This is a genomic window from Pseudomonas sp. 43A, assembly GCF_013363935.1.
Taxonomy (GTDB): domain Bacteria; phylum Pseudomonadota; class Gammaproteobacteria; order Pseudomonadales; family Pseudomonadaceae; genus Aquipseudomonas; species Aquipseudomonas crudilactis.
Genome location: NZ_CP054880.1, coordinates 6,526,665 through 6,551,487, shown reverse-complemented (window position 1 = coordinate 6,551,487; position 24,823 = coordinate 6,526,665). Strand labels below are relative to the sequence as shown.

The following is a 24,823-nucleotide window of genomic DNA, read 5'->3' as shown; positions in this document are numbered from 1 at the left end:
TTCACCAGAGGTCTCGACTGATCCGACGCTTTCGCAAGCAAGCTCGCTCCCACAGGGGGATTGTGGTGATGCAGGGATTCGCGGCAGCAAAAAAATGCCCCGGCTCTTTCGAGGCGGGGCATTTTTCATTGCAGCGTTAACTCAGCGATTGCGGGTCAGCAGCGCTGGTTTTTCGCCACGCGGGCGGCTTGGCAGTTGATCAAGCTGCTCTGGCGTCGGGAAGCGGTCGGCTTTCGATTCCTTGTGCATGATCTTCGGGCCGTTGCTGCGCGGGTTCTGCACGGCTGGCTCGCTACGAGGCTGATCGTCACGGGCCGGGCGGCGGTTGCGCGAGGACGAGGTGGAATCGTCGCGACGACCCGACTGACCATCCCGCGGTGCGCCGTTGCGTGGGCCGCTACGTTTGGCTGGCGGGGTGCCGGTGCTCGAACCGTTGCTGTTGCGCGGACCGTTCTGACGACCCTGCGACTGACCTCCGCGTGGTGCGCCCGAACCTGCGCCAGCACCTTGAGCCGGTGCGCCTGGACGACGACCACGGCCGCCGGCAGGAGCCGGCTTCGGCACGTAGTCAACGCGGTTACCGAAGTTATCGATATCGTCGTCGAGGAACTCGTCCGGTGCACGATCAGCTGCCGCACGTGGCGGCTGGCTCGGACGCTGTTCGCGGGCTGGGGTGCCTTCGCGCGGTTTCTGCTGACGGGCAGGACGCTCGCCACGTTCACCGGCCGGCTTCTCTTTACCCTTGTCCTTGCCTTTGTCTTTACGACCGCCGCCACCGCCGCCGCCATTCGGCCCGTCGCCGCGTGGGCCACGTGAATTGCGCGGGTTACGCACGTCCGGACGCTCACGTACTTCCGGCTTCTCGGCTTCAATGGTGCTCGAATCGAAGCCCATCAGGTCGCCGTCGGCGATTTTCTGCTTGGTCATGCGTTCGATGCTTTTCAGCAGCTTCTCTTCGTCCGGCGCGACCAGCGAAATCGCCTCGCCCGAACGACCGGCACGGCCAGTACGGCCGATACGGTGCACGTAATCTTCATCGACGTTCGGCAGTTCGAAGTTGACCACATGTGGCAACTGATCGATGTCCAGACCGCGAGCAGCGATGTCGGTAGCCACCAGGATGCGCACCTGGTTGGCCTTGAAGTCGGCCAGCGCTTTGGTGCGCGCGTTCTGGCTCTTGTTACCGTGGATCGCCACAGCCGGCAGGCCGTGTTTGTCCAGGTATTCGGCCAGACGGTTGGCGCCGTGCTTGGTGCGGGTGAACACCAATACCTGTTCCCACGCGCCGGCGGTGATCAGGTGGGCCAGCAGCGCACGCTTGTGGCTGGCCGGCAGACGGAATACGCGTTGTTCGATGCGCTCGACCGTGGTGTTCGGCGGCGTCACTTCGATGCGTTCCGGGTTGTGCAGCAGCTTGCCGGCGAGGTCGGTGATGTCCTTGGAGAACGTCGCCGAGAACAGCAGGTTCTGACGCTTGGACGGTAGACGCGCGAGGACTTTCTTCACGTCGTGCACGAAACCCATGTCGAGCATGCGGTCGGCTTCGTCGAGGACGAGGATTTCCACGTGGGACAGGTCAACGCTGCCCTGGCCACACAGATCGAGCAAACGACCCGGGCAGGCAACGAGCACGTCGACACCACGGGACATGGCCTGAACCTGCGGGTTCATGCCGACGCCGCCGAAGATGCAGGCGCTGACGAATTTCAGGTCACGGGCGTAGATCTTGAAGCTCTCGTGAACCTGGGCCGCGAGTTCGCGGGTCGGGGTCAGGACCAGTACGCGCGGTTGGCGCGGGCCATGACGCTGGGATTTGTCCGGGTGACCGTTGGGGAACAACCGCTCCAGGATCGGAAGGGCGAAACCGCCGGTTTTACCGGTACCTGTCTGTGCCGCAACCATCAGGTCGCGACCTTGCAACACGGCGGGAATGGCCCGCTGTTGCACCGGAGTAGGCTCGGTATAGCCCGCATCTTCGATGGCGCGGACTAAAGCCTCGGAGAGACCGAGGGAAGCAAAGGACATGAGTAATCCTGTTTTAGTTAGGGCTTGGCCCAATGGGAGTCTTGCCTGGCGCGAATCACGTTTAAGAGGACGCAATCCCGTCCGGTCCTGCTGCGGTTCCGAAGGCACGTCTGGAGCGCTCGCGCGGGCTGCAAAGCTGCGCTGTAGCGGGTCGAGAGGCCTGTTACGGTTCCGGGCGTCCGGGCGTGAGCCTGGCGGGAACGCCGGAGTATAACAGAGCAATCACTGCGCGCTGCTTTCCTGCTGCTCAACGGTTTTGCTGTTGGCCGTGGCATTGCCCAGCGGCGCGTTAATAGCGGGAGCCGCGCCATAACGGGCGCTCAGCTCGGCATAAGCCGGTTCGCGCTTGAAGCGTTTGAGTTCGGCGCCAAATCGCTGCACCAGAAGATCCATGCCGGCATTGCGCCGAACTGCGAGAAACTGGCTCTGACGGCTAATAACAGTGGGGTTTTCGGTGATCTGATCGCGAATATTCAATTCATCGAGCAAATGCTGACCAACGCGGCGATCGGTGATCAACAAATCAATTCGGCCACGCACCAATTTGCCGAAGTTGGCTTCGTGGGTCGGCGCCGGTTCGCGGGTGAACAGCGTCGATTCACGGAAATCCGGGCTGTACAGATAACCGGGCGAGGTGCCGATGGTCAGGCCTTTGAGTTCTTCGAGTTTGCTGAACGGGTGCGGCCGGTCGTTGGCGTAAAACATCACGAACTCGACGTCCGACAGTGGTTCGCTCGGGTAGAGCAGGGTGGCGTCGCGCTCATTGCTATGGAAGATATCCAGCGCGCCGTCGGCCAGTCCCGTCTCAAGCATCGACAGGCAACGCTTCCACGGCAGGAACTGCCATTCGACTTCAATGCCCAGACGTTTGAAGACGATGGCCGTGGTTTCGTAATCCAGCCCGAGGTTTTTACCGTTTTCTTCGTAGACGTAAGGCGCCCACGGCTCGGTGACAATACGCAGCTTCTCGCCTCGAGCAGCAAAGCTCAGGCAAGCAAAAACCAGCACGGCGAATAACTGTGTGATCAAAGGCATGGCTTGAGATTACGACGAGAAACGCGAAAGAGCCAGAAAGTGGCTGCACAAGCTCTGTTTCGGGCCTTTAAACGCAAAAGATCGCAGCCTTCGGCAGCTCCTGCACGGGATACGAAATCTCAATGTAGGAGCTGCCGAAGGCTGCGATCTTTTGATCTTGCTTGTAGCTTTCAGCTTGAAGCTTGCCGCTGCTTCAGCGCGGCAACTTCAGGTTATTCCAGATCGCCAGGCTAGGTTCGGCCTGGTTCATGGAATAGAAGTGTAGCCCCGGTGCGCCGCCCTGTAACAGGCGTTCGCACATCTCGCTGACGACTTGCTCACCAAAGCGCTGAATGCTTTGCGTGTCATCGCCGTAGGCTTCCAGTTGCTTGCGGATCCAGCGCGGGATTTCCGCACCGCAGGCATCAGAGAAGCGCGCGAGTTTGCTGTAGTTGGTGATCGGCATGATCCCCGGGACGATCGGCAGATCGACACCCTGCGCCTGCAAACGGTCGACGAAGTAGAAGTAGCTGTCGGCGTTGAAGAAGTACTGGGTGATCGCGCTGTCGGCGCCGGCGCGAGCCTTGCGCACGAAGTTGGCCAGATCGTCTTCGTAGTTGCGTGCTTGTGGATGCATCTCCGGGTAAGCGGCAACTTCGATGTGGAAATGATCGCCGGTTTCTTCACGAATGAATTCAACCAGTTCATTGGCGTGACGCAGCTCGCCGCTGGTCATGCCCATGCCGGACGGCAGGTCACCACGCAGGGCGACGATGCGCTTGATGCCGGCAGCCTTGTACTCGTTCAGCAGGCCGCGCAGGTCGTCCTTGCTGTCGCCGACGCACGACAGGTGCGGTGCGGCCGGGATTTTGACTTCGCTTTCCAGTTGCAGAACGGTGTTGAGGGTGCGATCACGGGTCGAACCACCAGCGCCATAGGTGCAGGAGAAGAAATCCGGATTGTACGTTGCCAACTGACGGGCAACGTTGAGCAGTTTTTCATGCCCAGCATCGGTCTTGGTCGGGAAGAACTCGAAGCTGTAGCGACGGTCTTGGGACATGGTCATACCCTTGGAAACAAGAACCTTCGAGGCGCTGCAATCCCGTGTGGGAGCGAGCCTGCTCGCGAAAGCGCTGGGTCAGACAACACGGATGTTGAATGTTAAGCCGCCTTCGCGAGCAGGCTCGCTCCCACAGGGAGAGCGAGCAGTCAGCGCCTGTTAGTAGCGGTAAGCGTGCGGCTTGAACGGGCCTTCAACGGTGACGCCGATGTAGTCAGCCTGTTGCTTGGTCAGTTGCGTGACCACGCCGCCGAAGCCGCGAACCATTTCCAGGGCCACTTCTTCGTCGAGTTTCTTCGGCAGTACTTCAACGGTCAGACGCTCGGCTTTCTGGGCTGGCGAGAGGTCGGCGTACTTCTGGCCGAACAGGAAGATCTGCGCCAGAACCTGGTTGGCGAACGAACCGTCCATGATGCGGCTTGGGTGGCCAGTGGCGTTACCCAGGTTTACCAGACGGCCTTCGGCCAGCAGGATCAGGTAGTCGTCGTTCTGCGCGTCAAAAGCGCCAGCGCCGGTACGATGGATCTTGTGTACCTGTGGCTTAACTTCTTCCCATGCCCAGTTCTTGCGCATGAAAGCGGTGTCGATTTCGTTGTCGAAGTGACCGATGTTGCAGACAACAGCGCGCTTCTTCAGAGCTTTGAGCATGTTCGCGTCGCAAACGTTGACGTTACCGGTGGTGGTCACGATCAGGTCGATCTTGCCCAGCAGCGCTTTGTCGATGCTTGCTTCGGTGCCGTTGTTGATACCGTCGATGAACGGCGACACCAGTTCGAAACCGTCCATGCACGCTTGCATGGCGCAGATCGGGTCAACTTCGGAAACCTTAACGATCATGCCTTCCTGACGCAGGGACTGAGCGGAGCCCTTGCCCACGTCACCGTAACCGATGACCAGCGCTTGCTTGCCGGACAGCAGGTGGTCGGTACCGCGCTTGATCGCGTCGTTCAGGCTGTGACGGCAGCCGTACTTGTTGTCGTTCTTGGACTTGGTCACCGAGTCGTTGACGTTGATGGCCGGGATTTTCAGCTCGCCCTTGGCCAGCATGTCCAGCAGACGGTGTACGCCGGTGGTGGTTTCTTCGGTCACGCCGTGAACGCGATCCAGTACTTGTGGGTACTTGTCGTGCAGCAGCTGAGTCAGGTCGCCGCCGTCGTCGAGGATCATGTTGGCGTCCCATGGCGCGCCATCCTTCAGGATGGTTTGTTCCAGGCACCACTCGTACTCTTCTTCAGTTTCGCCTTTCCAGGCGAAAACCGGGATGCCGGCAGCAGCGATAGCGGCAGCGGCCTGATCCTGAGTGGAGAAAATGTTGCACGACGACCAGCGTACTTCGGCACCCAGGGCAACCAGGGTTTCGATCAGCACGGCAGTCTGAATGGTCATGTGGATGCAGCCGAGGATCTTGGCGCCTTTCAACGGCTGTTCGCCGGAGTACTTGCGACGCAGACCCATCAGGGCCGGCATTTCCGATTCGGCGATGATGGTTTCGCGACGGCCCCAGGCAGCCAGGGACATGTCGGCAACTTTGTAATCGTTAAAATCTGCAGGCGTGATAACAGCGCTCATGAAGAGCCTCCATTCGTAATGTATGCGAATGGGCGCCGTTGTGCGTTTAGTGTCCGGCCTGAGCCAGTCAACGCCCCATCCGAGCCTGACAGGTTGAACCTGCTGCAGCGCCCCTCGGACAGGTGGCGGGAAAACGGTAGCAAGTGAACGTTACCGTTTTGAAACGGGGGCGATTATAGCCGTCTAGACTGATCTTCCAAAGGGTTTCTGTCGGCCAGATGAAGATCGTTAATGACGACCATAGTCGAAGCCGCATGGAGCCTGACCGCTCAGTCTGCCAAGATACCGTCCATCGTTCGGCAAGACACTCAGGAGTGAAGATGAATTTCCACACCCGCAAATGGGTAAAACCCGAAGACCTCAACCCCAACGGCACCCTGTTCGGCGGCAGCCTGCTGCGCTGGATCGACGAAGAAGCGGCGATTTACGCCATCGTCCAGTTGGGCAACCAGCGCGTGGTGACCAAGTACATTTCCGAAATCAACTTCGTCAGCGCCTCGCGCCAGGGCGACATCATCGAACTGGGCATCACCGCCACCGAGTTCGGCCGCACCTCGATCACCCTGACCTGCGAAGTGCGCAACAAGATCACTCGCAAGAGCATTCTCACTGTTGAGAAGATGGTGTTTGTGAACCTCGGTGAAGACGGTTTGCCGGCGCCGCACGGGCGCACTGAAATCAAATATGTGAAAGATCAGTTCCAGGAAGATGAATTGGTCACCAAGTGACATTGGCGGTGCTTTCTTCGCGAGCAAGCTCGCTCCCACAAGGATCACGCTGTACCTGTGGGAGCGAGCTTGCTCGCGAAAGCGGTTGTCCTGTCACCGAAGAATCATCTGCCCACTGAACAGCCATGAACCGCCGGGGTCGTAGGTAAACACCACCCCCACGGTTACCACGCCATGACGACCCCCACCGACGGCAAAACCCCCGACCTCTCGGCCAAAGAACAGCACGAAGTCGAGAAAAACCAGCCGCCCCGCGCGGCCGTCCTGCATGAAATCATCCGCAGCCAAGGCGATCAGGAACTGGAGCGCAGCATCGCCGCGCTCTGGTGGTCGGCATTGGCAGCCGGGTTGACCATGGGCCTGTCGCTGATGGGCATGGGCCTGCTCAATTCACGCCTGCCCGACGGTGATGAATTCAAGGTAATCGCCAGCTTCGGCTACTGCGCCGGTTTCCTTGCGGTGATCCTCGCCCGTCAGCAACTGTTCACCGAGAACACCCTGACCGCCGTATTGCCGGTCATGACCAAGCCGACCCTGCAAAACTTCGGCCGGCTGATCCGACTGTGGACGGTGGTGCTGGTCGGCAACCTGTGCGGCACGATTCTGGTCGCGTACGTGATGCTCGAACTGCCGATCTTCGACACCAAGACTGACCACGCCTTTCTCGAAATCGGTCGCAAGGTCATGGAAAACCATGCCAGCCAGATGTTCGCCAAAGGCATCGTGTCTGGCTGGATGATCGCCACCATGGTCTGGATGATTCCTTCCATGGAGAGCGCGAAGATGTGGATCATCATTCTCATCACCTACCTGATGGCGCTCGGCGATTTCACGCACATCGTGGTGGGTTCGGCTGAGGTGTCATACCTGGTGTTTGCCGGCGAGCTGCCGTGGAGTGATTTCTGGATGGTGTTCGCAGGTCCCACGCTGGCGGGGAACATCATTGGCGGCAGCTTCATCTTTGCGCTGATCAGCCATGCGCAGATCCGCAGCGAAAGCGGGGCGCCGAAGGAAACTGCGGATCAGGCCGAGAAGCCTGATCCGCAGCAGATCAAAAAATGATCAGTGGTGAGCAGGTTCGCTGGTGGTCGCGGGCTCGTTGCGAGTCGCGTGCTTGACCAGTTTGCCGATGGTCAGACCCTGCAACAGGATTGACGACAGCACCACGATGTAGGTGATGCTCAGCAGCAGATCGCGCTCCGGGCCCAACGGCAGCGCCAGCGCCAGTGCCACCGAGACACCGCCGCGCAAACCGCCCCAGGTCAGAATCCGGATGGTGCCGGCGGGCACTGTCCGCCAGCGTCGCAGCAGCAGAATCGCTGGTGCTACGGTGAGCAGGCGCGAGAGCAGAATGGCCACCGCCAGCAAACCTGCCGCGGCCATGTGCAGCCAGTTGAATGGCAGCAGCAACAGCTCCATGCCGATCAGTGCGAACAGCAGCGCATTGAGCATGTCATCGAGCAATTCCCAGAAGCCGTCGAGATAGCGGCGGGTCATGTCATTCATCGCCAGATTGCGTCCGACGTTACCGATGATCAGACCGGCGACCACCATCGCAATCGGCGCGGAGACGTGAATCTCGGTGGCCATCGCCGAACCGCCAATGACCAGCGCCAAGGTCAGCATCACAGTGATCTGATGCTGCTCGACGCTCTTGATCATCCGATAGACCAGATAACCGATCAGCCCGCCGAACAGCACACCGCCAATGGCTTCATGAACGAACAGCATCGCGGTGGCGCTGACGGTCGGGGTTTCGCCGAGTTGGGCGATGCCCAGCAGCACGGTGAATACCACAACGGCTGTACCGTCGTTGAACAGTGACTCGCCGACGATGGTGGTTTTCAGCGGCTTCGAGGCATTGGCGGTACGCAACACGCCGAGCACCGCAATCGGGTCGGTCGGCGAAATCAATGCGCCGAACAGCAAGCAATACAAGAAGCTCACGTGCCAGCCGAACAGGGCAAAAATGTAATAGGCGAGGCTGCCGATCACTGTGGTGGCAATCAACACGCCGAAGGTCGCCAACAGGCCGATGGGCCAACGGTAGCTGCGCAGGTCATTGAGGTTGACGTGCAAAGCGCCGGCGAACAGCAGGAACGACAGCATCCAGTTCATCAGCAGATCGCCGAAGTCGATCTGGCCGATCAGTTGCTGCACGCGTTCTTCGAGGCCGGGGTAGCCGAGCACACTCAGGCCTTGCAGCAGCAGAGAGAACAGCAGTGCGGTCACCATCACGCCGATGGTCGGCGGCAGGCCGATGAAGCGGAAGTTGACGAAGGTCAGGAGGGTGGTGAGGCAGATGAAAGCGGCGACAAGTTCAAGCATCCGGGGTCCTTTGGATGAGGGGTGAGTGGAGCGCGCCCGATGCTTGGGCGCAGGGGGTTGATGGGCTGAGAGCGACAGAGGGCACAAGCTTCACTCACCCCAGCCCTCTCCCGGAGGGAGAGGGCGCCGACCTTATTGTCTTGCGGCATGCATCGACTTGAATAACCGAGTCGATTATGGATTCGGCAATGCGCGTTCAGGTCGGCGTACTTCTGAAGCGCCCCCCGTTCAGTCCCCTCTCCCTCTGGGAGAGGGCTAGGGTGAGGGCTCTTGCAGGCTAAACCCGATTAGCCGGACACATTGACCGCAGCCGCGCCGCGACGTTGCAGATAGATGAAAAACAGCGCTGTCAGCACGGTCAATACGCCAACAAGCGCACCGGTCCACGGCAAGTCCGCCAGATCCGCGCCACTGGCCACCACCAGCCCGCCGATCCACGCACCCGCCGCGTTACCGAGATTGAAAGCGCTCTGATTCAAAGTCGAACCGAGGTTCGGCGCTTCATGGGCCTGATCGATGATCAGCAATTGCAGAATCGGGCACAGCGCAAAAGCAAAAATCCCCCACAGCACCAGCGTGATTGCCGCCGGCACCACCGAACGGCTGGTCTGACTGAACGCCGCCAGAATCACCACCACCGCCAGGGCCACACCGACCAGCGACGGCAACAAACGGCTATCGGCCAGACGCCCGCCGAGCATGCTGCCGCCGGTCAGACCGACGCCGAACAACAGCAGCATCACCGTCACGCCGTGCGGGCTGACGCCGGTGATGTCCTGCAGGATCGGTGCGATGTAGGTGAACACACTGAACAGGCTGGTCGAGGCCAACACGCTCATGCCCAGCGCCAGCAACACATTGACCTTGCCCAGCACCTTGAACTCGCTGGCGAGGTTGGCCTTGTCCATCGGGATGTGTTTTGGCAGCCACAGCCACTGCGCCAAGGCTGCGATTACGCCGATCACCGAGACCGCCCAGAAGGTCGAACGCCAGCCGGCGTATTGCCCGAGCGCCGTGCCCAGCGGTACGCCGAGGACGTTGGCCAAGGTCAGGCCGGTGAACATCATCGCAATCGCCTGCGCGCGTTTGTTCGGCGCGACCAGCCCGGCGGCGACCACCGAGCCAATGCCGAAGAACGCGCCGTGGCACAGCGCTGTGACCACACGAGCAGCCATCAGCGTCGCGTAGTTCGGTGCCAGTGCACAGAGTATGTTGCCGAGGATGAACATCAGCGTCATTCCCAGCAATGTCGCTTTGCGTGGCATGTTGGCGGTGCCGATGGCCAGAATCGGCGCACCGAACACTACGCCCAGCGCGTAACCGGTGATCAACAGACCAGCATCGGGAATGCTCACGGCAAGGTCGCGGGCAACATCGGGCAGCAAGCCCATGATGACGAATTCGGTGGTGCCGATGCCGAATGCGGCAACAGCGAGGGCAAGCAAGGCGAGTGGCATGCGCAAGGTCTCTGTCGGTAGTCTTGACGCTTTGATCAGGCATACGCAGGCCGAAGACCGATCTCGAAGGAGGGCGGTGCGGGCGGGAATTATTGGTATTTTTCTGTGCGCAACTGAGTGCGGCGTGGTCGCTTGCAGTATAAACAGCTGCTGACACATCGCGAATCAATAATCTGACTAATTGGCTCGCTAACAACAATAAGGAGTGGAACGTGCTGGCGACAGCTTTGGTATTGATGGCGGCGCTGTTGCATGCGACGTGGAATACGTTAATCAAGTTCAGCGCCGAGCGGCTGCTGGTGGTGGCGTGCATGGACACCGTGGCGCTGCTGGTCGTTGCCATCGCGTTTCCATTCGTGAGCTTGCCGCCCATGGAAATCTGGCCATGGATTCTCGCTTCGGCAGCTTTTGAGCTGCTGTATCGCTACCTGCTGATTCAGGCGTATCGGGTCGGCGATCTGGGCCTGGTGTATCCACTGATGCGCGGATTGTCGCCGCTGGTGGTGCTGGCGCTGACCTTGATCTTCGCCGGTGAAGTGCTCACCACGCAGCAGATTTTCGGGATCATGCTGATCCCGTTGGGCATGGTTTGTCTGTTGTGGCAGGGCGGTGGTGGCAAGCATTTGCCATGGTCGATGCTGCCGGTGGTGGCGTTGATCGGCCTGTGTATTGGTTGCTACACCTACATCGACGGCCAGGCATTGCGGCGCTGGTCGCATCCGCTCGATTACCTGGTCTGGGTCACGTTGTTCAGCGCGTGGCCGTTTCCACTGCTGGCGTGGGTCGCCAAGCGTCCGGCGTTCATGTTGTTCTGGCGTGAGCAATGGAAGCTGGGGTTGGCGGTGGGCTTCTGCGTATTGGCCAGCTACGCTCTGGTGCTGTGGGCGATGCAGTTGGGTTCGATTGCGGAAGCAGCGGCATTGCGCGAGATCAGCGTGATTCTGGTGGTGCTGTTCGGTATGCGCTACTTGAAAGAACCTTTCGGCCGTCCGCGGCTCTTAGCCTGTGGGCTGGTGCTGATCGGCATGCTGGTGATGAAGTTCTGACCGCCCGCGAATTCTATAACTCGAAAAAAGGACGGCGTTATGACGGTGGCTCTGTGGTGTGTGTTGATCGCGATTTTTCTGCCGTATATCTGCACCGGCGTAGCGAAAGCCGTGGGCGGCTACCGGTTGAGTGACAACCATGATCCGCGCGACTTTCTCGAAAGTCTCAACGGTGTGGCCCGTCGGGCGCACGCGGCGCAACTGAACAGTTTTGAAGTGATGCCGGCGTTTGCAGCGGCGGTGATCGTTGCGCACCTGGTGGGAACCGCGCAGTTGGTGACGGTCAATGTGCTGGCGGTGATGTTTATTACCAGTCGCCTGCTGTACATCATTTGCTACCTGGCGGACTGGGCGATCCTGCGCTCGCTGGTGTGGTTTGTGGGAATGGGGTTGATTGCTTCGTTCTTCTTTGTGTCGGTCTGATTATTTTTTGGTGTCGCTGATGGCCTCATCGCGAGCAGGCTCACTCCTACATTTGGAATGCGTTCCCCTGTAGGAGTGAGCCTGCTCGCGATAGCTATTTGCCTGCCTCAGCAGTTCCCAAGGCTTACTTCTTCTCTGTATCCGCCACCTGCGGCACTTGCGGCAACGCGGCACCTTTTGGCCAGAGCATCCAGATCTGCCCTTGCTGTTTCATGTCCCCGGCCAGTTGCCCGGCTGCGTCGCCCGTGCCCCAGAACAGATCCGCACGCACCTCGCCGGCAATCGCGCCGCCGGTATCTTGCGCCGCCACCGGACGCACCAGCGCCGTGCCATCAGGGCGAGTGGTCGACAGCCACAACAGACTACCCAACGGAATCACCTTGCGATCCACCGCCGCGCTATAGCCGGCAGTCAGCGGCACGTTCAGCGAGCCGCGCGGGCCTTCGTTGCTGTCGGGGTTGCGGGTGAAGAACACATAGCTCGGGTTGCTACCCAACAGTTCGGGGATGCGCGAAGGATTGGCCTTGGCCCAGTTGCTGATCGCGTTCATGGTCACATCTTCTTTCTTCAGCTCACCTTGCTCGACCAGCCAGCGGCCGATTGGGCGGTACGGGTGGCCGTTCTGATCGGCGTAGGCGATGCGCAGCTGTTTGCCGTCCTCGGTCTGGATCCGCCCGGAGCCCTGGATCTGCAGGAATTGCAGGTTCATCGGGTCGGTCAGATAAGCCACCACTGGGGCTTTAACGCCCTTCGATTCGATAGTTGCGGCATCGTCGTACGGTTTGAGTACCCGACCTTCAAGGCGACCGCGCAGGCGTTTGCCTTTGAGTTCGGGATAAATGCTGTCCAGCGAGACGATGATCATGTCTTCCGGGACGCCATACACGGGTACATTGGCCGCGTCGGTGGGCGTCAGGCTGCCGGGGTAGACCGGTTCGTAGTAGCCGGTGATCAAGCCGTTGGGGTTGTCGTTTTCAGCGCGCAGGCCGTAGACGTCGAGATTTTGTTTGAGGAAGGCGAGAATCTCGCCAGCACTTTGCGGCACTTTGGCTGCAGCGGCGCAGGTGTTGCCCCAGACTGCATCAGCCTTGAGCCGGGTGCATGCGCTGCGCCACGAACCGAAGCCGGCGACCAGATCACTGTCGGACACCGCCGGCAGTGCTTCCCAGGTAGCGCTGGAATAGGTGGCCAGTGCGTGGGTTTTTGGCTTGGCGCTGTCACCGCCAGTGCAGCCGGCGAGGATTGCCAGTAGCGGCAGGGTTGCGATCAGCGGGTGACGCCAGGCCTTGAAACGGCTGTTCATGGAGTGATTCCTGTGCCGGCTGCCCGCGTGCTCCATGCGCTCGGGCAACCCGTATTTTTAATAGGGCTATTGGTGTTTGGCGTTGACGCGAGGATACTGGCCGCCGAAATCCGTGACCTGAAGCCACCATGACTCTTAAAAGCATTTCTGTTGTATTGCTGGCCTGTCTGACCTTGTCCGCTTGTGGCGGTGTCGATCCGAATTCCCCGCTGGGTCAACGCAAGGCGATCTTCAAACAAATGCTCAAGACCGGCGAAGACCTCGGCGGCATGCTGCGCGGGCGCATTCCGTTCGACGGGCCGAAGTTTGCCGAAGGCGCAGTCAAACTCGATGCGTTGTCCCATGAACCCTGGAAGCATTTTCCGCAGGTTCGCGAAGAAGATCACACCAGCGCCAAGGACGATGTCTGGCAGAAGCAGGCGCAGTTTCAGGAAATGGCCCGCACCCTGGAAGCGGCCACCGGTGAATTGGTGATCGCCAGCCAGGTTCAGCCGTACAAGGCCAGCAACCTCGGGCCTGCGGTGCAGAAAGTTGAAGATGCCTGCAGCGCTTGCCATAAACAGTTTCGCGATCATTGATTTCTATTGTTTGAGCTGACGAAGAGGCCATCAAACTCACTGCATCAATGCTTACTTATCGATCTCGTCCAGCGCGTCCTGCAGTTCTTTGCGTGATTCGGCGAGTTTGTCTTTGCGCTTGTTGATCTTCTCTGGATCGCCTTTTTTCATGGCCTTGTCGAGATCAGCCTGACGCTTGCTCACTTCGTGTTTGGCTTCGAGGACCTTGTTTTCGCGTTCTTTTTTCAGGCCGGCATCGGTGCAGTGTTCGGTCACCTCACGCAGGGCAGTTTCCAGGCCCGCCTGCTGATCGGCGTTGCCGCGCGACTTGGCCTGTTCGATCTGATTGATGATGCCCTGCTTCTTGGCGGCGCAGCCGGTCAGGCCCGGGGCGTCTTCGTCGGCCATCACAGGGGCGGCCATTACGCCGCAAAGGGTCAGCAAGGCGAGCGGTGCGAGAAATTTCATAAAAGCTCCATGTGCAAAGGCAATCGGGTCGGGGCGGCACTGCGCTGTTGGAGCGCCTCGGTGGCCGATGGGTTCCCGGCGCGCCGGGATTGCGTAGTCAGAAACCGTCGATTCCGGCGGCATGTAAGGTTTCGCTCAAAGCCAGCACCTGCGGATCGCGAAAGAATGCGCTCAATTGCGCTGCGCGTCCCGGGCCAATACCGGCTTCGGCCTGCCATTGTTCGGTGTCGCGTTGCGCCAGCGCCTGCCATGAGTCAGGCAGTTGAGCCTGACCTGTGGGTGGTAAGCCCAGGGCCTTGAGCCATTGGGCGAAGGGTCGTTGGCGAGCGCTGTGAAAACTGTGCATCAGGCGTTCGCTGCTGCGCTCGCCGAAGCCGGCAATGTTAGCAAGCTCCGGCCCCTCGAGGGTCAACCAATCCAGCAGGTTGTTCACGCGGCGTGTTTCGAGAAGTTTCTCCCACGTGCCACGACCGACATGTTGCAGCGCCAGCCCTTGTTTGCCACTGAGCCAGGTCAGGCGTGCGAGAAACTGGCTTTCGCAACCGGGCGAGGGTTGCCAGCAACTCAATACGTGGAAGTCGTCGGAGTTGGGGATGTTGAGGTCTGTGCGTTCGGCGGCGCGCAGCACCACGCTGTCGAGCCGTGGAATGGTCAGGCCGGCGAGGCTGATCGCAACCTGATCGCCGGGGCGAATGTCCAGTTCTTGCCAGCGTTTCAACGAGCTGGCGCTGACCCGTTTGATCTCCCGGTCATCGAGCATGACGGGTTTGAGTTCGAGTACTGGCGTGATACGCCCAGTGCGCCCGATCTTGAAGTTGACCTTGCGCACTTCGGCCAGCGCTTGAGCAAAAGGATACTTCCACGCAACTGCCCAATACGGAGCGCGAGCCTGCCAGCGTTCGGCGGGCGGGCGCTGACTCTGGCGCAACACCACGCCGTCGGTGGCAAATGGCAAAGGCGAGCGATACCAGTGGTCGCGCCATTTTTGTGCCTCTGCGAAATCGCTGGCGGGGTGGCTGTACGGTTCAATTGTGGCGAAACCCAGTGCGGCCAATCTGGATATTCGTTCGGGCAAGTCCACAGGTCCTTGTGGCCAGTCCCAAACGAACAGTCCGATACCGGCGGCTTGTTCTGCAGTGAAGGATTTGCGGTTCATCAGTCCGGCAACGGCGGCGCGGGCGTTGACGCTGCCGGATCGGGCTTGCACGTGTTTGTCCAAGCGCCAGTAGAGTTCGCCTTGCACCTGCAGATCCAGCGGTTGTTTCAAGCGTTGAGGTATGGCGTTGATTCTTTGCGCTGAAGTCGTCCAGTCCTGTCCGCTGATCCCGTCACCGCGACTGATGGCCTGTTGCAACATCCCTTGGCGATAAACCAGCGTCACTGCCACGCCATCGACTTTGGGTTGAACCCAGACGTCATGACGATCCCGTAGCCATGCTTGCACGGCCTCGGCTTTATGGATTTTATCCAGACCGGTATGGGCGATGGGGTGGGTAACTGTGCCTGAAGCCGTGCGCAAAGGTTCGGCGGGCGAGGGTAGCCTGAAGCATTCACGCCATGCGCTCAGGCGTTGGAGTGACTGGTCGTAGAGCTCATCGACAACCAGTGAGCGGCCTTCGCGGTGATAGGCGTCGTCCCATTGGTCGATCTGTTTTTGCAGGGCGGCGATTTCGCTTTGTGCTTGAGTGGCCGGCCATTTCGGGCAATCGGCGTGGGCGTTGAGGGCCGTACAGGCAGCGAGGAAAACCAACAACAGGCGCAGCGTGACAAGCATTGTGAGCGTCCTTGCTCAGGGGGAATGCTTGAAGGTTAGGCGAAGATATTTACTCCGCCGGATGGGTGTTTTACGGCTTGTTTCTGTGCAGTAAAAACAGCCCCTCACCCTAACCCTCTCCCCGGGGGAGAGGGGACTGACCGAGTGGTTTGTTGGATATGCATCGACCTGAACGTTCTGAGTTGAACTCCCGGTTTCAGGCATGAAAAAGCCCCGCAGGGCGTGAGCCGTGCGGGGCTTTTTTGTGCAGCCGGGAAGTTCTTACAGGCCAGCAGCGGAACGCAGGGCGTCGGCGCGGTCGGTTTTTTCCCAGGTGAACGTGGTGAAGGTGTCTTCGCCAACGGTCTTGGTCTCTGGCGTGCGACCGAAGTGGCCGTACGCTGCAGTTTCCTGGTACATCGGGTGCAGCAGATCGAGCATGGTGGTGATTGCGTATGGACGCAGGTCGAACACTTCACGCACCAGTTTGACGATCTTGTCATCGCTGATCTTGCCGGTGCCGAAGGTGTTCAGCGAGATCGACGTAGGCTGAGCTACACCAATCGCGTAGGAAACCTGAATCTCGCAACGCTCGGCCAGGCCGGCAGCGACGATGTTCTTGGCAACATAACGGCCAGCGTAGGCAGCCGAACGGTCAACCTTCGATGGATCTTTACCGGAGAACGCGCCGCCGCCGTGACGGGCCATGCCGCCGTAGCTGTCGACGATGATCTTGCGACCGGTCAGACCGCAGTCACCTACCGGGCCGCCAATGATGAACTGGCCGGTCGGGTTGATGTGGAACTGGGTGTCTTTGCTCAGCAGTTCGGCAGGCAGCACGTGCTTGACGATCAGCTCCATCACGCCTTCGCGCAGGTCTTTGTACGACACTTCAGGGTTGTGCTGTGTCGACAGAACAACCGCGTCGATACCGACAACCTTGCCGCCTTCGTAACGGCAAGTCACTTGCGACTTGGCGTCCGGACGCAGCCAAGGCAGCAGACCCGACTTACGGGCTTCGGCCTGGCGCTGCACCAGTTGGTGCGAGAAGGTGATCGGCGCTGGCATCAAAACGTCGGTTTCGTTGCTGGCGTAGCCGAACATCAGGCCCTGGTCGCCGGCGCCCTGATCTTCAGGCTTGGCACGGTCAACACCCTGGTTGATGTCTGGGGACTGCTTGCCGATGATGTTCATCACACCGCAGGTCGCGCCGTCGAAGCCGACGTCGGAGCTGTTATAGCCGATGTCGAGAATCACGTTACGCACGATCTCTTCCAGATCGACCCAGGCGCTGGTGGTCACTTCACCGGCAACGATAGCCACGCCAGTCTTGACCAGAGTTTCCACGGCAACGCGTGCGTGTTTGTCCTGGGTAATGATGGCGTCCAGCACCGCATCGGAAATCTGGTCGGCGATTTTGTCCGGATGTCCTTCGGACACGGACTCGGAGGTGAAGAGGGAGTATTCGCTCATCTCGATGTTTTCCTGAATTTACCGATGGTGAGTGTCGCCAGCCGGTCGCTGAAAATGGCGGACCTGGATCTGGAAACCATTACGTAAGCCTACATAGAGGCTTTCCCCGGGAACGAGTCCCGCAGCGGTGGCCCAACGGGCCAAATCGTCCTGTTCAAACCCCAACCACAGATCACCGCAGGCCTCCCTGGCCCAACTCTGGTTGTGGCTACATAACTCTGTCACGAGCAGACTACCGCCCGGTTGCAGCAGGTCGGCCATGTGCTTGAGCGCATCGGCCGGCGCGGCGAAATGGTGCAACACCATGTTCAACACCACGCAATCGGCCTGAAGGCTTGTGCCATTCAATGCATCGGCCAACTGCAGGCTGACGTTAGCCAGCTGTTCACGTTCACATACCTGACGCGCCAGTTCGAGCATCGCCGGGCTGTTGTCCAGCGCGGTTACGGTGCCGAAGCGACGGGCCAGTTCCGGCAGAAAAGCACCATCGCCGGGGCCGACTTCAATGGCCGTGGCAGCACCATTGAAGTTCAGTTTGTCGAGCAGGGCCAGCACGCTGTCACGGTATTGCGGCAGGCCTGCGATCAAGTCTTGCTGGGCGCGAAATTTCTCCGCGACCCGGGCGAAAAAGTCCTGACTGGCCGCGGCGCGTTGGCCGTGTACCTGCTCGATGCGCGCTTGCACGTCGTCAGGCAGATCCAGATTGTCGACTTCTTCTAACAATGCCGCGTGCAACTTGCCGCCGAGCAATTCGGTGTGGGGCAGGGCACGGCGATAAAAGATCGCGTTGCCTTCGCGGCGCGTTGCCACCAGATCAGCCTGCGCCAACACTTTAAGGTGATGGCTCATGCCGGACTGACCGATGCCGAAAATCTGCGCCAGTTCCAGAACACCGAACGAATCGTTGGCCAGTGCGCGCAGTACATTCAGGCGCAGCGGATCGCCGCCGGCCTTGCACAGGGCCGCCAGCTCGTCGCAATCGTCATGGCGAATGGAAGGCACGCGTAAATTCATAGGGCCGCAGTCTAGAGACGGGGTGAATTCATCGCAAGGCCAATATCAAAAAGTTTTGATATTGCTCGATAAATGGCACTTCTCTCCAAGCGGTTAACTCTACAAACGAGTAGCGGAAAGGTTTCACCAACAGAAAGCGCCGCTATCCATTGGAAAAACGCCCCCGGATGACTATCTGTCATTGCCCCGAGGCGCTCCGGTGAGGGAAAATGCCCTCCTTTTTTCCGTTTCGACTTACCAGAACCCAGGAGATCAGCGATGCCTAGCCGTCGTGAGCGTGCCAACGCCATTCGTGCCCTCAGCATGGATGCCGTGCAAAAAGCCAACAGCGGCCATCCCGGTGCCCCTATGGGTATGGCAGATATCGCCGAAGTGCTTTGGCGCGACTACCTCAAGCACAACCCGAGCAATCCATCGTTCGCCGACCGTGACCGCTTTGTGCTGTCCAACGGCCACGGCTCGATGTTGATCTACTCGCTGCTGCACCTGACCGGTTACGACCTGTCGATCGAAGACCTCAAGCAGTTCCGTCAACTGCACAGCCGCACCCCGGGCCACCCGGAATTCGGTTACACCCCGGGCGTTGAAACCACCACCGGCCCGCTGGGTCAGGGTCTGGCCAACGCCGTCGGTTTCGCTCTGGCAGAAAAAGTTCTGGCTGCGCAGTTCAACCGTCCAAACCACAACATCGTTGACCACCACACCTACGTGTTCCTGGGTGATGGCTGCATGATGGAAGGCATTTCCCACGAAGTCGCTTCCCTGGCCGGTACTCTGGGTCTGGGCAAGCTGATCGCTTTCTACGATGACAACGGCATCTCCATCGACGGCGAAGTCGAAGGCTGGTTCACCGATGACACGCCGAAGCGTTTCGAAGCCTACAACTGGCAAGTGATCCGCAACGTTGACGGTCACGATCCGGAAGAGATCAAGACCGCCATCGAGACCGCGCGCAAGAGCCCGCTGCCGACCCTGATCTGCTGCAAGACCACCATTGGTTTCGGCTCGCCGAACAAGCAAGGCAAAGAAGACTGCCACGGCGCTCCACTGGGTGACGCGGAAATCGCGCTGACCCGTCAGGCGCTGAACTGGAACCACGGTCCGTTCGAAATCCCGGCCGACATCTATGCCGAGTGGGATGCCAAGGAAAAAGGTCGTGCGGCCGAAGCCGAGTGGGATCAGCGTTTCGCTGCTTACTCCGCTGCGTTCCCGACTGAAGCCAACGAACTGGTGCGTCGTCTGAGCGGTGAGCTGCCGGCCGATTTCTCCGAAAAAGCCTCGGCTTACATCGCTGAAGTCGCGGCCAAAGGCGAAACCATTGCCAGCCGTAAAGCCAGCCAGAACACCCTGAACGCATTCGGCCCGCTGCTGCCGGAACTGCTTGGCGGCTCCGCTGACCTCGCCGGTTCCAACCTGACCCTGTGGAAAGGTTGCAAAGGCGTCAGCGCTGAAGATGCCAGCGGCAACTACATGTACTACGGCGTGCGCGAATTCGGCATGACCGCAATCATGAACGGCGTGACCCTGCACGGCGGCCTGGTGCCTTACGGCGCGACCTTCCTGATGTTCATGGAATACGCCCGCAACGCGGTGCGCATGTCGGCGCTGATGAAGAAGCAAGTGATCCACGTCTATACCCACGACTCCATCGGTCTGGGCGAAGACGGCCCGACGCATCAGCCGATCGAGCAACTGACCAGCCTGCGTACCACACCGAACCTCGACACCTGGCGTCCAGCCGATGCCGTTGAATCGGCCGTGGCCTGGAAAAACGCTCTGGAGCGCAAGGACGGCCCATCGGCGCTGATCTTCTCGCGTCAGAACCTGCAGCACCAAGAGCGCGATGCCGGCCAGATTGCCGACATCAGCCGTGGCGGTTATGTACTGAAGGACTGCGCAGGCGAGCCTGAGCTGATCCTGATTTCGACCGGTTCGGAAGTGGGTCTGGCGGTTCAGGCTTACGACAAGCTGACCGAGCAAGGTCGCAAGGTGCGCGTGGTTTCGATGCCTTGCACCAGCGTGTTCGATGCTCAGGACGCCGGCTACAAACAAGCCGTGCTGCCGTTGCAGGTCAGCGCACGTATCGCCATCGAAGCGGCTCACGCCGACTTCTGGTTCAAGTACGTGGGTCTGGAAGGTCGCGTGATCGGCATGACCACCTACGGCGAATCGGCTCCGGCTTCGGCACTGTTCGAAGAGTTCGGCTTCACCCTGGAAAACATCCTGGGTCAGGCTGAAGAGCTGCTGGAAGACTGATCCAGAAAAGATGTCGTCTGAGCTGACGCCTTCGCGAGCAAGCTCGCTCCCACATTGGAACGCATTTCCCTGTGGGAGCGAGCTTGCTCGCGATAGCGTTGGTTCGGGCAACATCGCACTGCCTGATTCACCACGGTAATCGAGAACCCCATGCCTCAACCGCGTCCTTACAAAGTTGCACTCAACGGCTACGGCCGGATTGGTCGTTGCGTCTTGCGTGCGTTGTTTGAGCGAGGCGAGAAAGCCGGGTTTGAAATTGTCGCGATCAACGATCTGGCCGACATGGCCAGCATCGAATACCTGACACGCTTTGACTCCACCCACGGCCGCTTTCCGGGCGAGGTGCGAGTAGAAGGCGATTGTCTGCATATTAATGGCGACTGCGTGAAGGTCCTGCGCAGTGCCACTCCCGAAGGCATCGATTGGGCGTCGCTCGGCGTCGATCTGGTGCTGGAATGCTCCGGTGCCTACAACACCCGTGAAGACGGCCAGCGTTTTCTCGACGCTGGCGCGCCGCGCGTGTTGTTCTCGCAGCCGATGGCCAGCGAGGCGGATGTCGACGCCACTATCGTTTACGGCGTCAATCAGGACTGCCTGACCGGCGACGAACTGCTGGTGTCCAACGCCTCCTGCACCACCAACTGCGGTGTGCCGCTGTTGCGCTTGCTCGACAAGGCCATTGGCCTCGATTACGTGTCGATCACTACGATTCACTCGGCAATGAACGATCAGCCAGTGATCGACGCCTATCACCACGAAGACCTGCGCCGCACCCGTTCGGCGTTCCAGTCGGTGATCCCGGTGTCCACCGGTCTGGCGCGTGGTATCGAGCGCCTGCTGCCGGAACTTGCCGGGCGAATTCAGGCCAAAGCCGTACGCGTGCCGACGGTCAACGTGTCTTGCCTCGACATCACGATGCAGACCGCCACCGCGACCGATGCCAATGAGGTCAACCGGATCCTGCGCGAGGCCGCCACCCATGGCCCGCTCAAGGGCCTGCTGGCCTACACCGAGCTGCCGCACGCCAGTTGTGATTTCAACCATGACCCACATTCGGCCATCGTCGATGCCAGTCAGACCCGTGTTTCCGGCCCGAAGCTGGTGAACATCCTGGCCTGGTTCGACAACGAGTGGGGTTTTGCCAACCGAATGCTGGACGTTGCAGAACACTATCTGCAAACAGCAACTTCAAAAAAACCGTAGGAAGTGCGACCCATGACCGTGTTGAAGATGTCCGACCTCGATCTGCAAGGTAAGCGCGTATTGATCCGCGAAGACCTCAACGTCCCAGTCAAGGACGGTGTTGTCACCAGCGATGCGCGTATCCTGGCTTCGCTGCCGACCATCAAGCTGGCCCTGGAAAAAGGCGCGGCCGTGATGGTTTGCTCGCACCTTGGCCGTCCGACCGAAGGCGAGTTCTCTACCGAGAACAGCCTCAAGCCTGTCGCTGACTATTTGAGCAAAGCGTTGGGTCGTGAAGTGCCGCTGGTCGCTGATTACCTGGGCGGCGTTGACGTCAAGGCCGGCGACATCGTGCTGTTCGAAAACGTGCGCTTCAACAAAGGCGAGAAAAAGAACGCTGACGAACTGGCCCAGCAATACGCCGCCCTGTGCGACGTGTTCGTGATGGACGCTTTCGGCACTGCTCACCGCGCCGAAGGCTCGACCCACGGCGTTGCCAAGTTCGCCAAAGTCGCTGCTGCTGGCCCACTGCTGGCCGCTGAACTGGACGCGCTGGGCAAAGCGCTCGGCGCGCCTGCGCAACCAATGGCTGCCATCGTTGCTGGCTCCAAGGTCTCGACCAAACTCGACGTGCTGAACAGCCTGAGCCAGATCTGCGATCAGTTGATCGTCGGCGGCGGCATCGCCAACACCTTCCTAGCGGCGGCCGGTCACCCGGTGGGCAAGTCGCTGTACGAACCAGACCTGCTCGACACCGCCCGCGCCATCGCCGCCAAAGTCAGCGTGCCGCTGCCGGTTGACGTGGTGGTTGCCAAGGAATTCGCCGAAACCGCAGAAGCCACCGTCAAGCTGATCGCTGACGTTGCTGCTGACGACATGATTCTGGACATCGGCCCGCAAACCGCAGCCAACTTCGCCGAACTGCTGAAATCGTCGAAAACCATCCTGTGGAACGGCCCGGTTGGCGTGTTCGAATTCGACCAGTTCGGTAACGGCACCAAAGTACTGGCGCAAGCCATCGCTGAAAGCTCCGCGTTCTCCATCGCTGGCGGTGGCGACACTCTGGCTGCGATCGATAAATATGGCGTGGCTGAGCAAATCTCCTACATTTCCACCGGTGGTGGCGCGTTCCTCGAATTCGTCGAAGGCAAAGTGCTGCCAGCCGTTGAAGTCCTGGAAAGCCGGGCCAAGGCCTGAGGCCGCCCGTTTGGCCAGGCAAAGGAGTGTTTACATGGTCAAGTCGTTAGCGCTGTTGTTGCTGACCGGTACGCTGGCGGCCTGCGGGAGTAACCCGAAGGCCGAAGCTACGCCGGCGCCGAGCGAGTCGCAGAAGGGCTGTTATCAGGCCGACTGGCAGGCCGAAACCAACCCGGTGCTGAACAAGCGCTCGGGACCGGACGGCCTGGACAAATACGAGACGCAAACCCCGGCCAAGGAACATGGTTGTCCTTGACGGGTCTGACTCTTTAACTCAGGGCTGGCGGCGTGCGCCGTCAGTCGAGGAACACGGATGAAAGGCTTGATCGCCATTGCGGCGCTGGCATTGTTGGGCGGTTGCGCGCAGTTGAACCTGTTTCAGTCGTCCGCCCCGGCGGACAACTGGACGACCTGGACCTGCGACAGCCAGGCCAAAGTGCTGTGGCGTTACGCCGATGCCGGCCAGAAGGAAGTCGATGTGCGACTGGGTGGCGGTGATCAGGTCTATCGCCTGAAAGAAGAGCCGGGCGCCTCGGGCACTCTGTACAGCGACGGCATGCTGGCGTTTCACGTCAAGGGAGAGGAAGGCCTGGTGTACTGGGTCGCCACCAATGACCTGATCGGCCGCGGCTGCAAGGCGCAGTAATTGAAACACCACAGGCCCAATGTAGGAGTGAGCCTGCTCGCGATAGCGGTATGACAGTCACTGCAATATTGACTGCAAGATGGCTATCGCGAGCAGGCTCACTCCTACAGGGGTTCTGTGTAGCTCTCAGGATTTTGCTTTATCGAATCACCAGACCGGGCCTCAACCCCCGATCTGCAATCACTTGAATAGCCGCCGCCGCTCCGGCAGGCTGGCACGATTAACGACCCTCAACCGGGAGAGACACACACAATGGCACTTATCAGCATGCGCCAGATGTTGGACCACGCAGCCGAATTCGGCTACGGCGTTCCAGCTTTCAACGTCAACAACCTTGAGCAGATGCGCGCCATCATGGAAGCCGCTGACAAGACTGACTCCCCGGTGATCGTCCAGGCTTCGGCCGGCGCTCGCAAATACGCCGGCGCGCCATTCCTGCGTCACCTGATCCTCGCCGCGATCGAAGAATTCCCGCACATCCCGGTGTGCATGCACCAGGACCACGGCACCAGCCCTGACGTTTGCCAGCGTTCGATTCAACTGGGCTTCAGCTCGGTGATGATGGACGGCTCGCTGGGCGAAGACGGCAAGACCCCGACCGACTACGACTACAACGTCCGCGTCACTCAGCAGACTGTAGCCATGGCTCACGCCTGCGGCGTTTCGGTAGAAGGCGAGCTGGGCTGCCTGGGTTCGCTGGAAACCGGCATGGCCGGTGAAGAAGACGGCATCGGCGCCGAAGGCGTTCTGGATCACAGCCAAATGCTGACCGACCCGGAAGAAGCCGCTGACTTCGTCAAACGCACCCAGGTCGATGCCCTGGCCATCGCCATCGGCACCAGCCACGGCGCCTACAAGTTCACCAAGCCACCGACCGGTGACGTGCTGGCGATCGACCGCATCAAGGAAATCCACAAACGCATCCCTAACACCCACCTGGTGATGCACGGTTCCTCGTCGGTGCCACAAGAGTGGCTGGCGATCATCAACCAGTACGGCGGCGACATCAAAGAAACCTACGGCGTACCAGTTGAAGAAATCGTCGAAGGCATCAAGCACGGCGTGCGCAAGGTCAACATCGACACCGACCTGCGTCTGGCATCCACCGGCGCAATGCGTCGCCTGATGGCCACCAACCCGAGCGAATTCGACCCACGTAAATTCTTTGGCGCGACTGTGACCGCGATGCGTGATGTGTGCATCGCTCGTTATGAAGCGTTCGGCACTGCTGGTAATGCTTCGAAGATCAAACCGATCTCGCTGGAAGCGATGTATCAGCGTTATCTGAAGGGTGAGTTGAACGCTAAGGTTAACTGAGCCTGAG

At 59.9% G+C, this 24,823-nt stretch carries 22 protein-coding genes and 1 riboswitch; of the genes, 11 read left to right on the top strand and 11 right to left on the bottom strand.

Going from position 1 to position 24,823, the window contains the following annotated elements; genetic code table 11:
• Window positions 1-141 precede the first annotated feature (141 nt).
• The 4 genes from HUW52_RS28950 to ahcY all read right to left on the bottom strand — a co-directional run bounded on the left by HUW52_RS28950 (window position 142) and on the right by ahcY (window position 5,668).
• Window positions 142-2,025, bottom strand: a complete 1,884-nt coding sequence (locus tag HUW52_RS28950) for a DEAD/DEAH box helicase (protein WP_016984773.1) — start codon at window positions 2,023-2,025, stop codon at window positions 142-144.
• A gap of 222 nt (window positions 2,026-2,247) precedes the next feature.
• A complete protein-coding gene (locus tag HUW52_RS28945; protein WP_016984774.1) occupies window positions 2,248-3,060 on the bottom strand; it encodes an ABC transporter substrate-binding protein in 813 nt (270 codons plus the stop codon).
• 193 nt (window positions 3,061-3,253) lie between these two features.
• The gene (gene metF / locus HUW52_RS28940) at window positions 3,254-4,099 is read right to left on the bottom strand and encodes a methylenetetrahydrofolate reductase [NAD(P)H] (protein ID WP_095121474.1); all 846 of its coding nucleotides are present in this window, start codon (window positions 4,097-4,099) and stop codon (window positions 3,254-3,256) included.
• Window positions 4,100-4,258: 159 nt separating this feature from the next.
• Window positions 4,259-5,668, bottom strand: a complete 1,410-nt coding sequence (gene ahcY, locus HUW52_RS28935) for an adenosylhomocysteinase (protein ID WP_175555533.1) — start codon at window positions 5,666-5,668, stop codon at window positions 4,259-4,261.
• A 23-nt stretch (window positions 5,669-5,691) separates the two neighbouring features.
• Window positions 5,692-5,790, bottom strand: a riboswitch (S-adenosyl-L-homocysteine riboswitch).
• A gap of 198 nt (window positions 5,791-5,988) precedes the next feature.
• Here ahcY and HUW52_RS28930 point away from each other — a divergent pair.
• Together HUW52_RS28930 and HUW52_RS28925 are read left to right on the top strand one after the other, a co-directional pair.
• Window positions 5,989-6,396, top strand: a complete 408-nt coding sequence (locus HUW52_RS28930; RefSeq protein WP_016984776.1) for an acyl-CoA thioesterase — start codon at window positions 5,989-5,991, stop codon at window positions 6,394-6,396.
• Window positions 6,397-6,570: 174 nt separating this feature from the next.
• Window positions 6,571-7,458 carry a formate/nitrite transporter family protein gene (locus HUW52_RS28925; protein WP_016984777.1) on the top strand — a complete coding sequence of 296 codons (888 nt, stop codon included), beginning with the start codon at window positions 6,571-6,573 and terminating at the stop codon, window positions 7,456-7,458.
• Here HUW52_RS28925 and HUW52_RS28920 read toward each other — a convergent pair whose 3' ends face one another.
• The gene (locus tag HUW52_RS28920; RefSeq protein WP_175555532.1) at window positions 7,459-8,724 is read right to left on the bottom strand and encodes a sodium:proton antiporter; all 1,266 of its coding nucleotides are present in this window, start codon (window positions 8,722-8,724) and stop codon (window positions 7,459-7,461) included.
• A gap of 287 nt (window positions 8,725-9,011) precedes the next feature.
• Complete coding sequence (locus HUW52_RS28915) at window positions 9,012-10,181, bottom strand: MFS transporter (protein WP_175555531.1); 1,170 nt, start codon at window positions 10,179-10,181, stop codon at window positions 9,012-9,014.
• A gap of 212 nt (window positions 10,182-10,393) precedes the next feature.
• Here HUW52_RS28915 and HUW52_RS28910 point away from each other — a divergent pair, with 212 nt between their 5' ends.
• Window positions 10,394-11,227 carry an EamA family transporter gene (locus HUW52_RS28910; RefSeq protein WP_007913737.1) on the top strand — a complete coding sequence of 278 codons (834 nt, stop codon included), beginning with the start codon at window positions 10,394-10,396 and terminating at the stop codon, window positions 11,225-11,227.
• A gap of 39 nt (window positions 11,228-11,266) precedes the next feature.
• Window positions 11,267-11,650, top strand: coding sequence for an MAPEG family protein (locus HUW52_RS28905; protein WP_016987225.1), 384 nt, complete (start codon window positions 11,267-11,269; stop codon window positions 11,648-11,650).
• A gap of 124 nt (window positions 11,651-11,774) precedes the next feature.
• Here the strand turns inward: HUW52_RS28905 and HUW52_RS28900 are convergent, their stop codons facing one another.
• Complete coding sequence (locus HUW52_RS28900) at window positions 11,775-12,953, bottom strand: murein transglycosylase A (protein WP_175555530.1); 1,179 nt, start codon at window positions 12,951-12,953, stop codon at window positions 11,775-11,777.
• Window positions 12,954-13,081: 128 nt separating this feature from the next.
• Here HUW52_RS28900 and HUW52_RS28895 point away from each other — a divergent pair, with 128 nt between their 5' ends.
• Window positions 13,082-13,531, top strand: coding sequence for a cytochrome c (locus HUW52_RS28895; protein WP_016987228.1), 450 nt, complete (start codon window positions 13,082-13,084; stop codon window positions 13,529-13,531).
• A gap of 51 nt (window positions 13,532-13,582) precedes the next feature.
• Here HUW52_RS28895 and HUW52_RS28890 read toward each other — a convergent pair whose 3' ends face one another.
• From HUW52_RS28890 to HUW52_RS28875, 4 genes are all read right to left on the bottom strand, one after another.
• Window positions 13,583-13,978, bottom strand: a complete 396-nt coding sequence (locus HUW52_RS28890) for a DUF1090 domain-containing protein (protein ID WP_175555529.1) — start codon at window positions 13,976-13,978, stop codon at window positions 13,583-13,585.
• A 97-nt stretch (window positions 13,979-14,075) separates the two neighbouring features.
• Window positions 14,076-15,752 (bottom strand): NAD-dependent DNA ligase LigB, encoded by a 1,677-nt coding sequence (gene ligB / locus HUW52_RS28885; RefSeq protein ID WP_175555528.1) that lies wholly within the window; start codon window positions 15,750-15,752, stop codon window positions 14,076-14,078.
• Between the two features lie 261 nt (window positions 15,753-16,013).
• Window positions 16,014-17,204: a methionine adenosyltransferase gene (gene metK, locus HUW52_RS28880; RefSeq protein WP_016987231.1), complete on the bottom strand. Its 1,191-nt coding sequence runs from the start codon at window positions 17,202-17,204 to the stop codon at window positions 16,014-16,016.
• 18 nt (window positions 17,205-17,222) lie between these two features.
• A complete protein-coding gene (locus HUW52_RS28875; RefSeq protein ID WP_016987232.1) occupies window positions 17,223-18,218 on the bottom strand; it encodes a metalloregulator ArsR/SmtB family transcription factor in 996 nt (331 codons plus the stop codon).
• A gap of 258 nt (window positions 18,219-18,476) precedes the next feature.
• On the opposite strand from HUW52_RS28875, the gene tkt reads away from it, so the two are divergent.
• From tkt to fba, 6 genes are all read left to right on the top strand, one after another.
• Window positions 18,477-20,474 (top strand): transketolase, encoded by a 1,998-nt coding sequence (gene tkt / locus HUW52_RS28870; protein WP_016987233.1) that lies wholly within the window; start codon window positions 18,477-18,479, stop codon window positions 20,472-20,474.
• Window positions 20,475-20,624: 150 nt separating this feature from the next.
• Window positions 20,625-21,677 (top strand): erythrose-4-phosphate dehydrogenase, encoded by a 1,053-nt coding sequence (gene epd, locus HUW52_RS28865; protein ID WP_007913751.1) that lies wholly within the window; start codon window positions 20,625-20,627, stop codon window positions 21,675-21,677.
• Window positions 21,678-21,689: 12 nt separating this feature from the next.
• Complete coding sequence (locus tag HUW52_RS28860) at window positions 21,690-22,853, top strand: phosphoglycerate kinase (RefSeq protein ID WP_175555527.1); 1,164 nt, start codon at window positions 21,690-21,692, stop codon at window positions 22,851-22,853.
• A 34-nt stretch (window positions 22,854-22,887) separates the two neighbouring features.
• Window positions 22,888-23,109 carry a hypothetical protein gene (locus HUW52_RS28855; protein WP_007913756.1) on the top strand — a complete coding sequence of 74 codons (222 nt, stop codon included), beginning with the start codon at window positions 22,888-22,890 and terminating at the stop codon, window positions 23,107-23,109.
• 57 nt (window positions 23,110-23,166) lie between these two features.
• On the top strand, window positions 23,167-23,499 hold the full coding sequence (locus HUW52_RS28850) for an MliC family protein (RefSeq protein ID WP_016987235.1): 333 nt from the start codon (window positions 23,167-23,169) through the stop codon (window positions 23,497-23,499).
• Between the two features lie 252 nt (window positions 23,500-23,751).
• Window positions 23,752-24,816: a class II fructose-bisphosphate aldolase gene (fba, locus tag HUW52_RS28845; protein WP_008081027.1), complete on the top strand. Its 1,065-nt coding sequence runs from the start codon at window positions 23,752-23,754 to the stop codon at window positions 24,814-24,816.
• Window positions 24,817-24,823 lie beyond the last annotated feature (7 nt).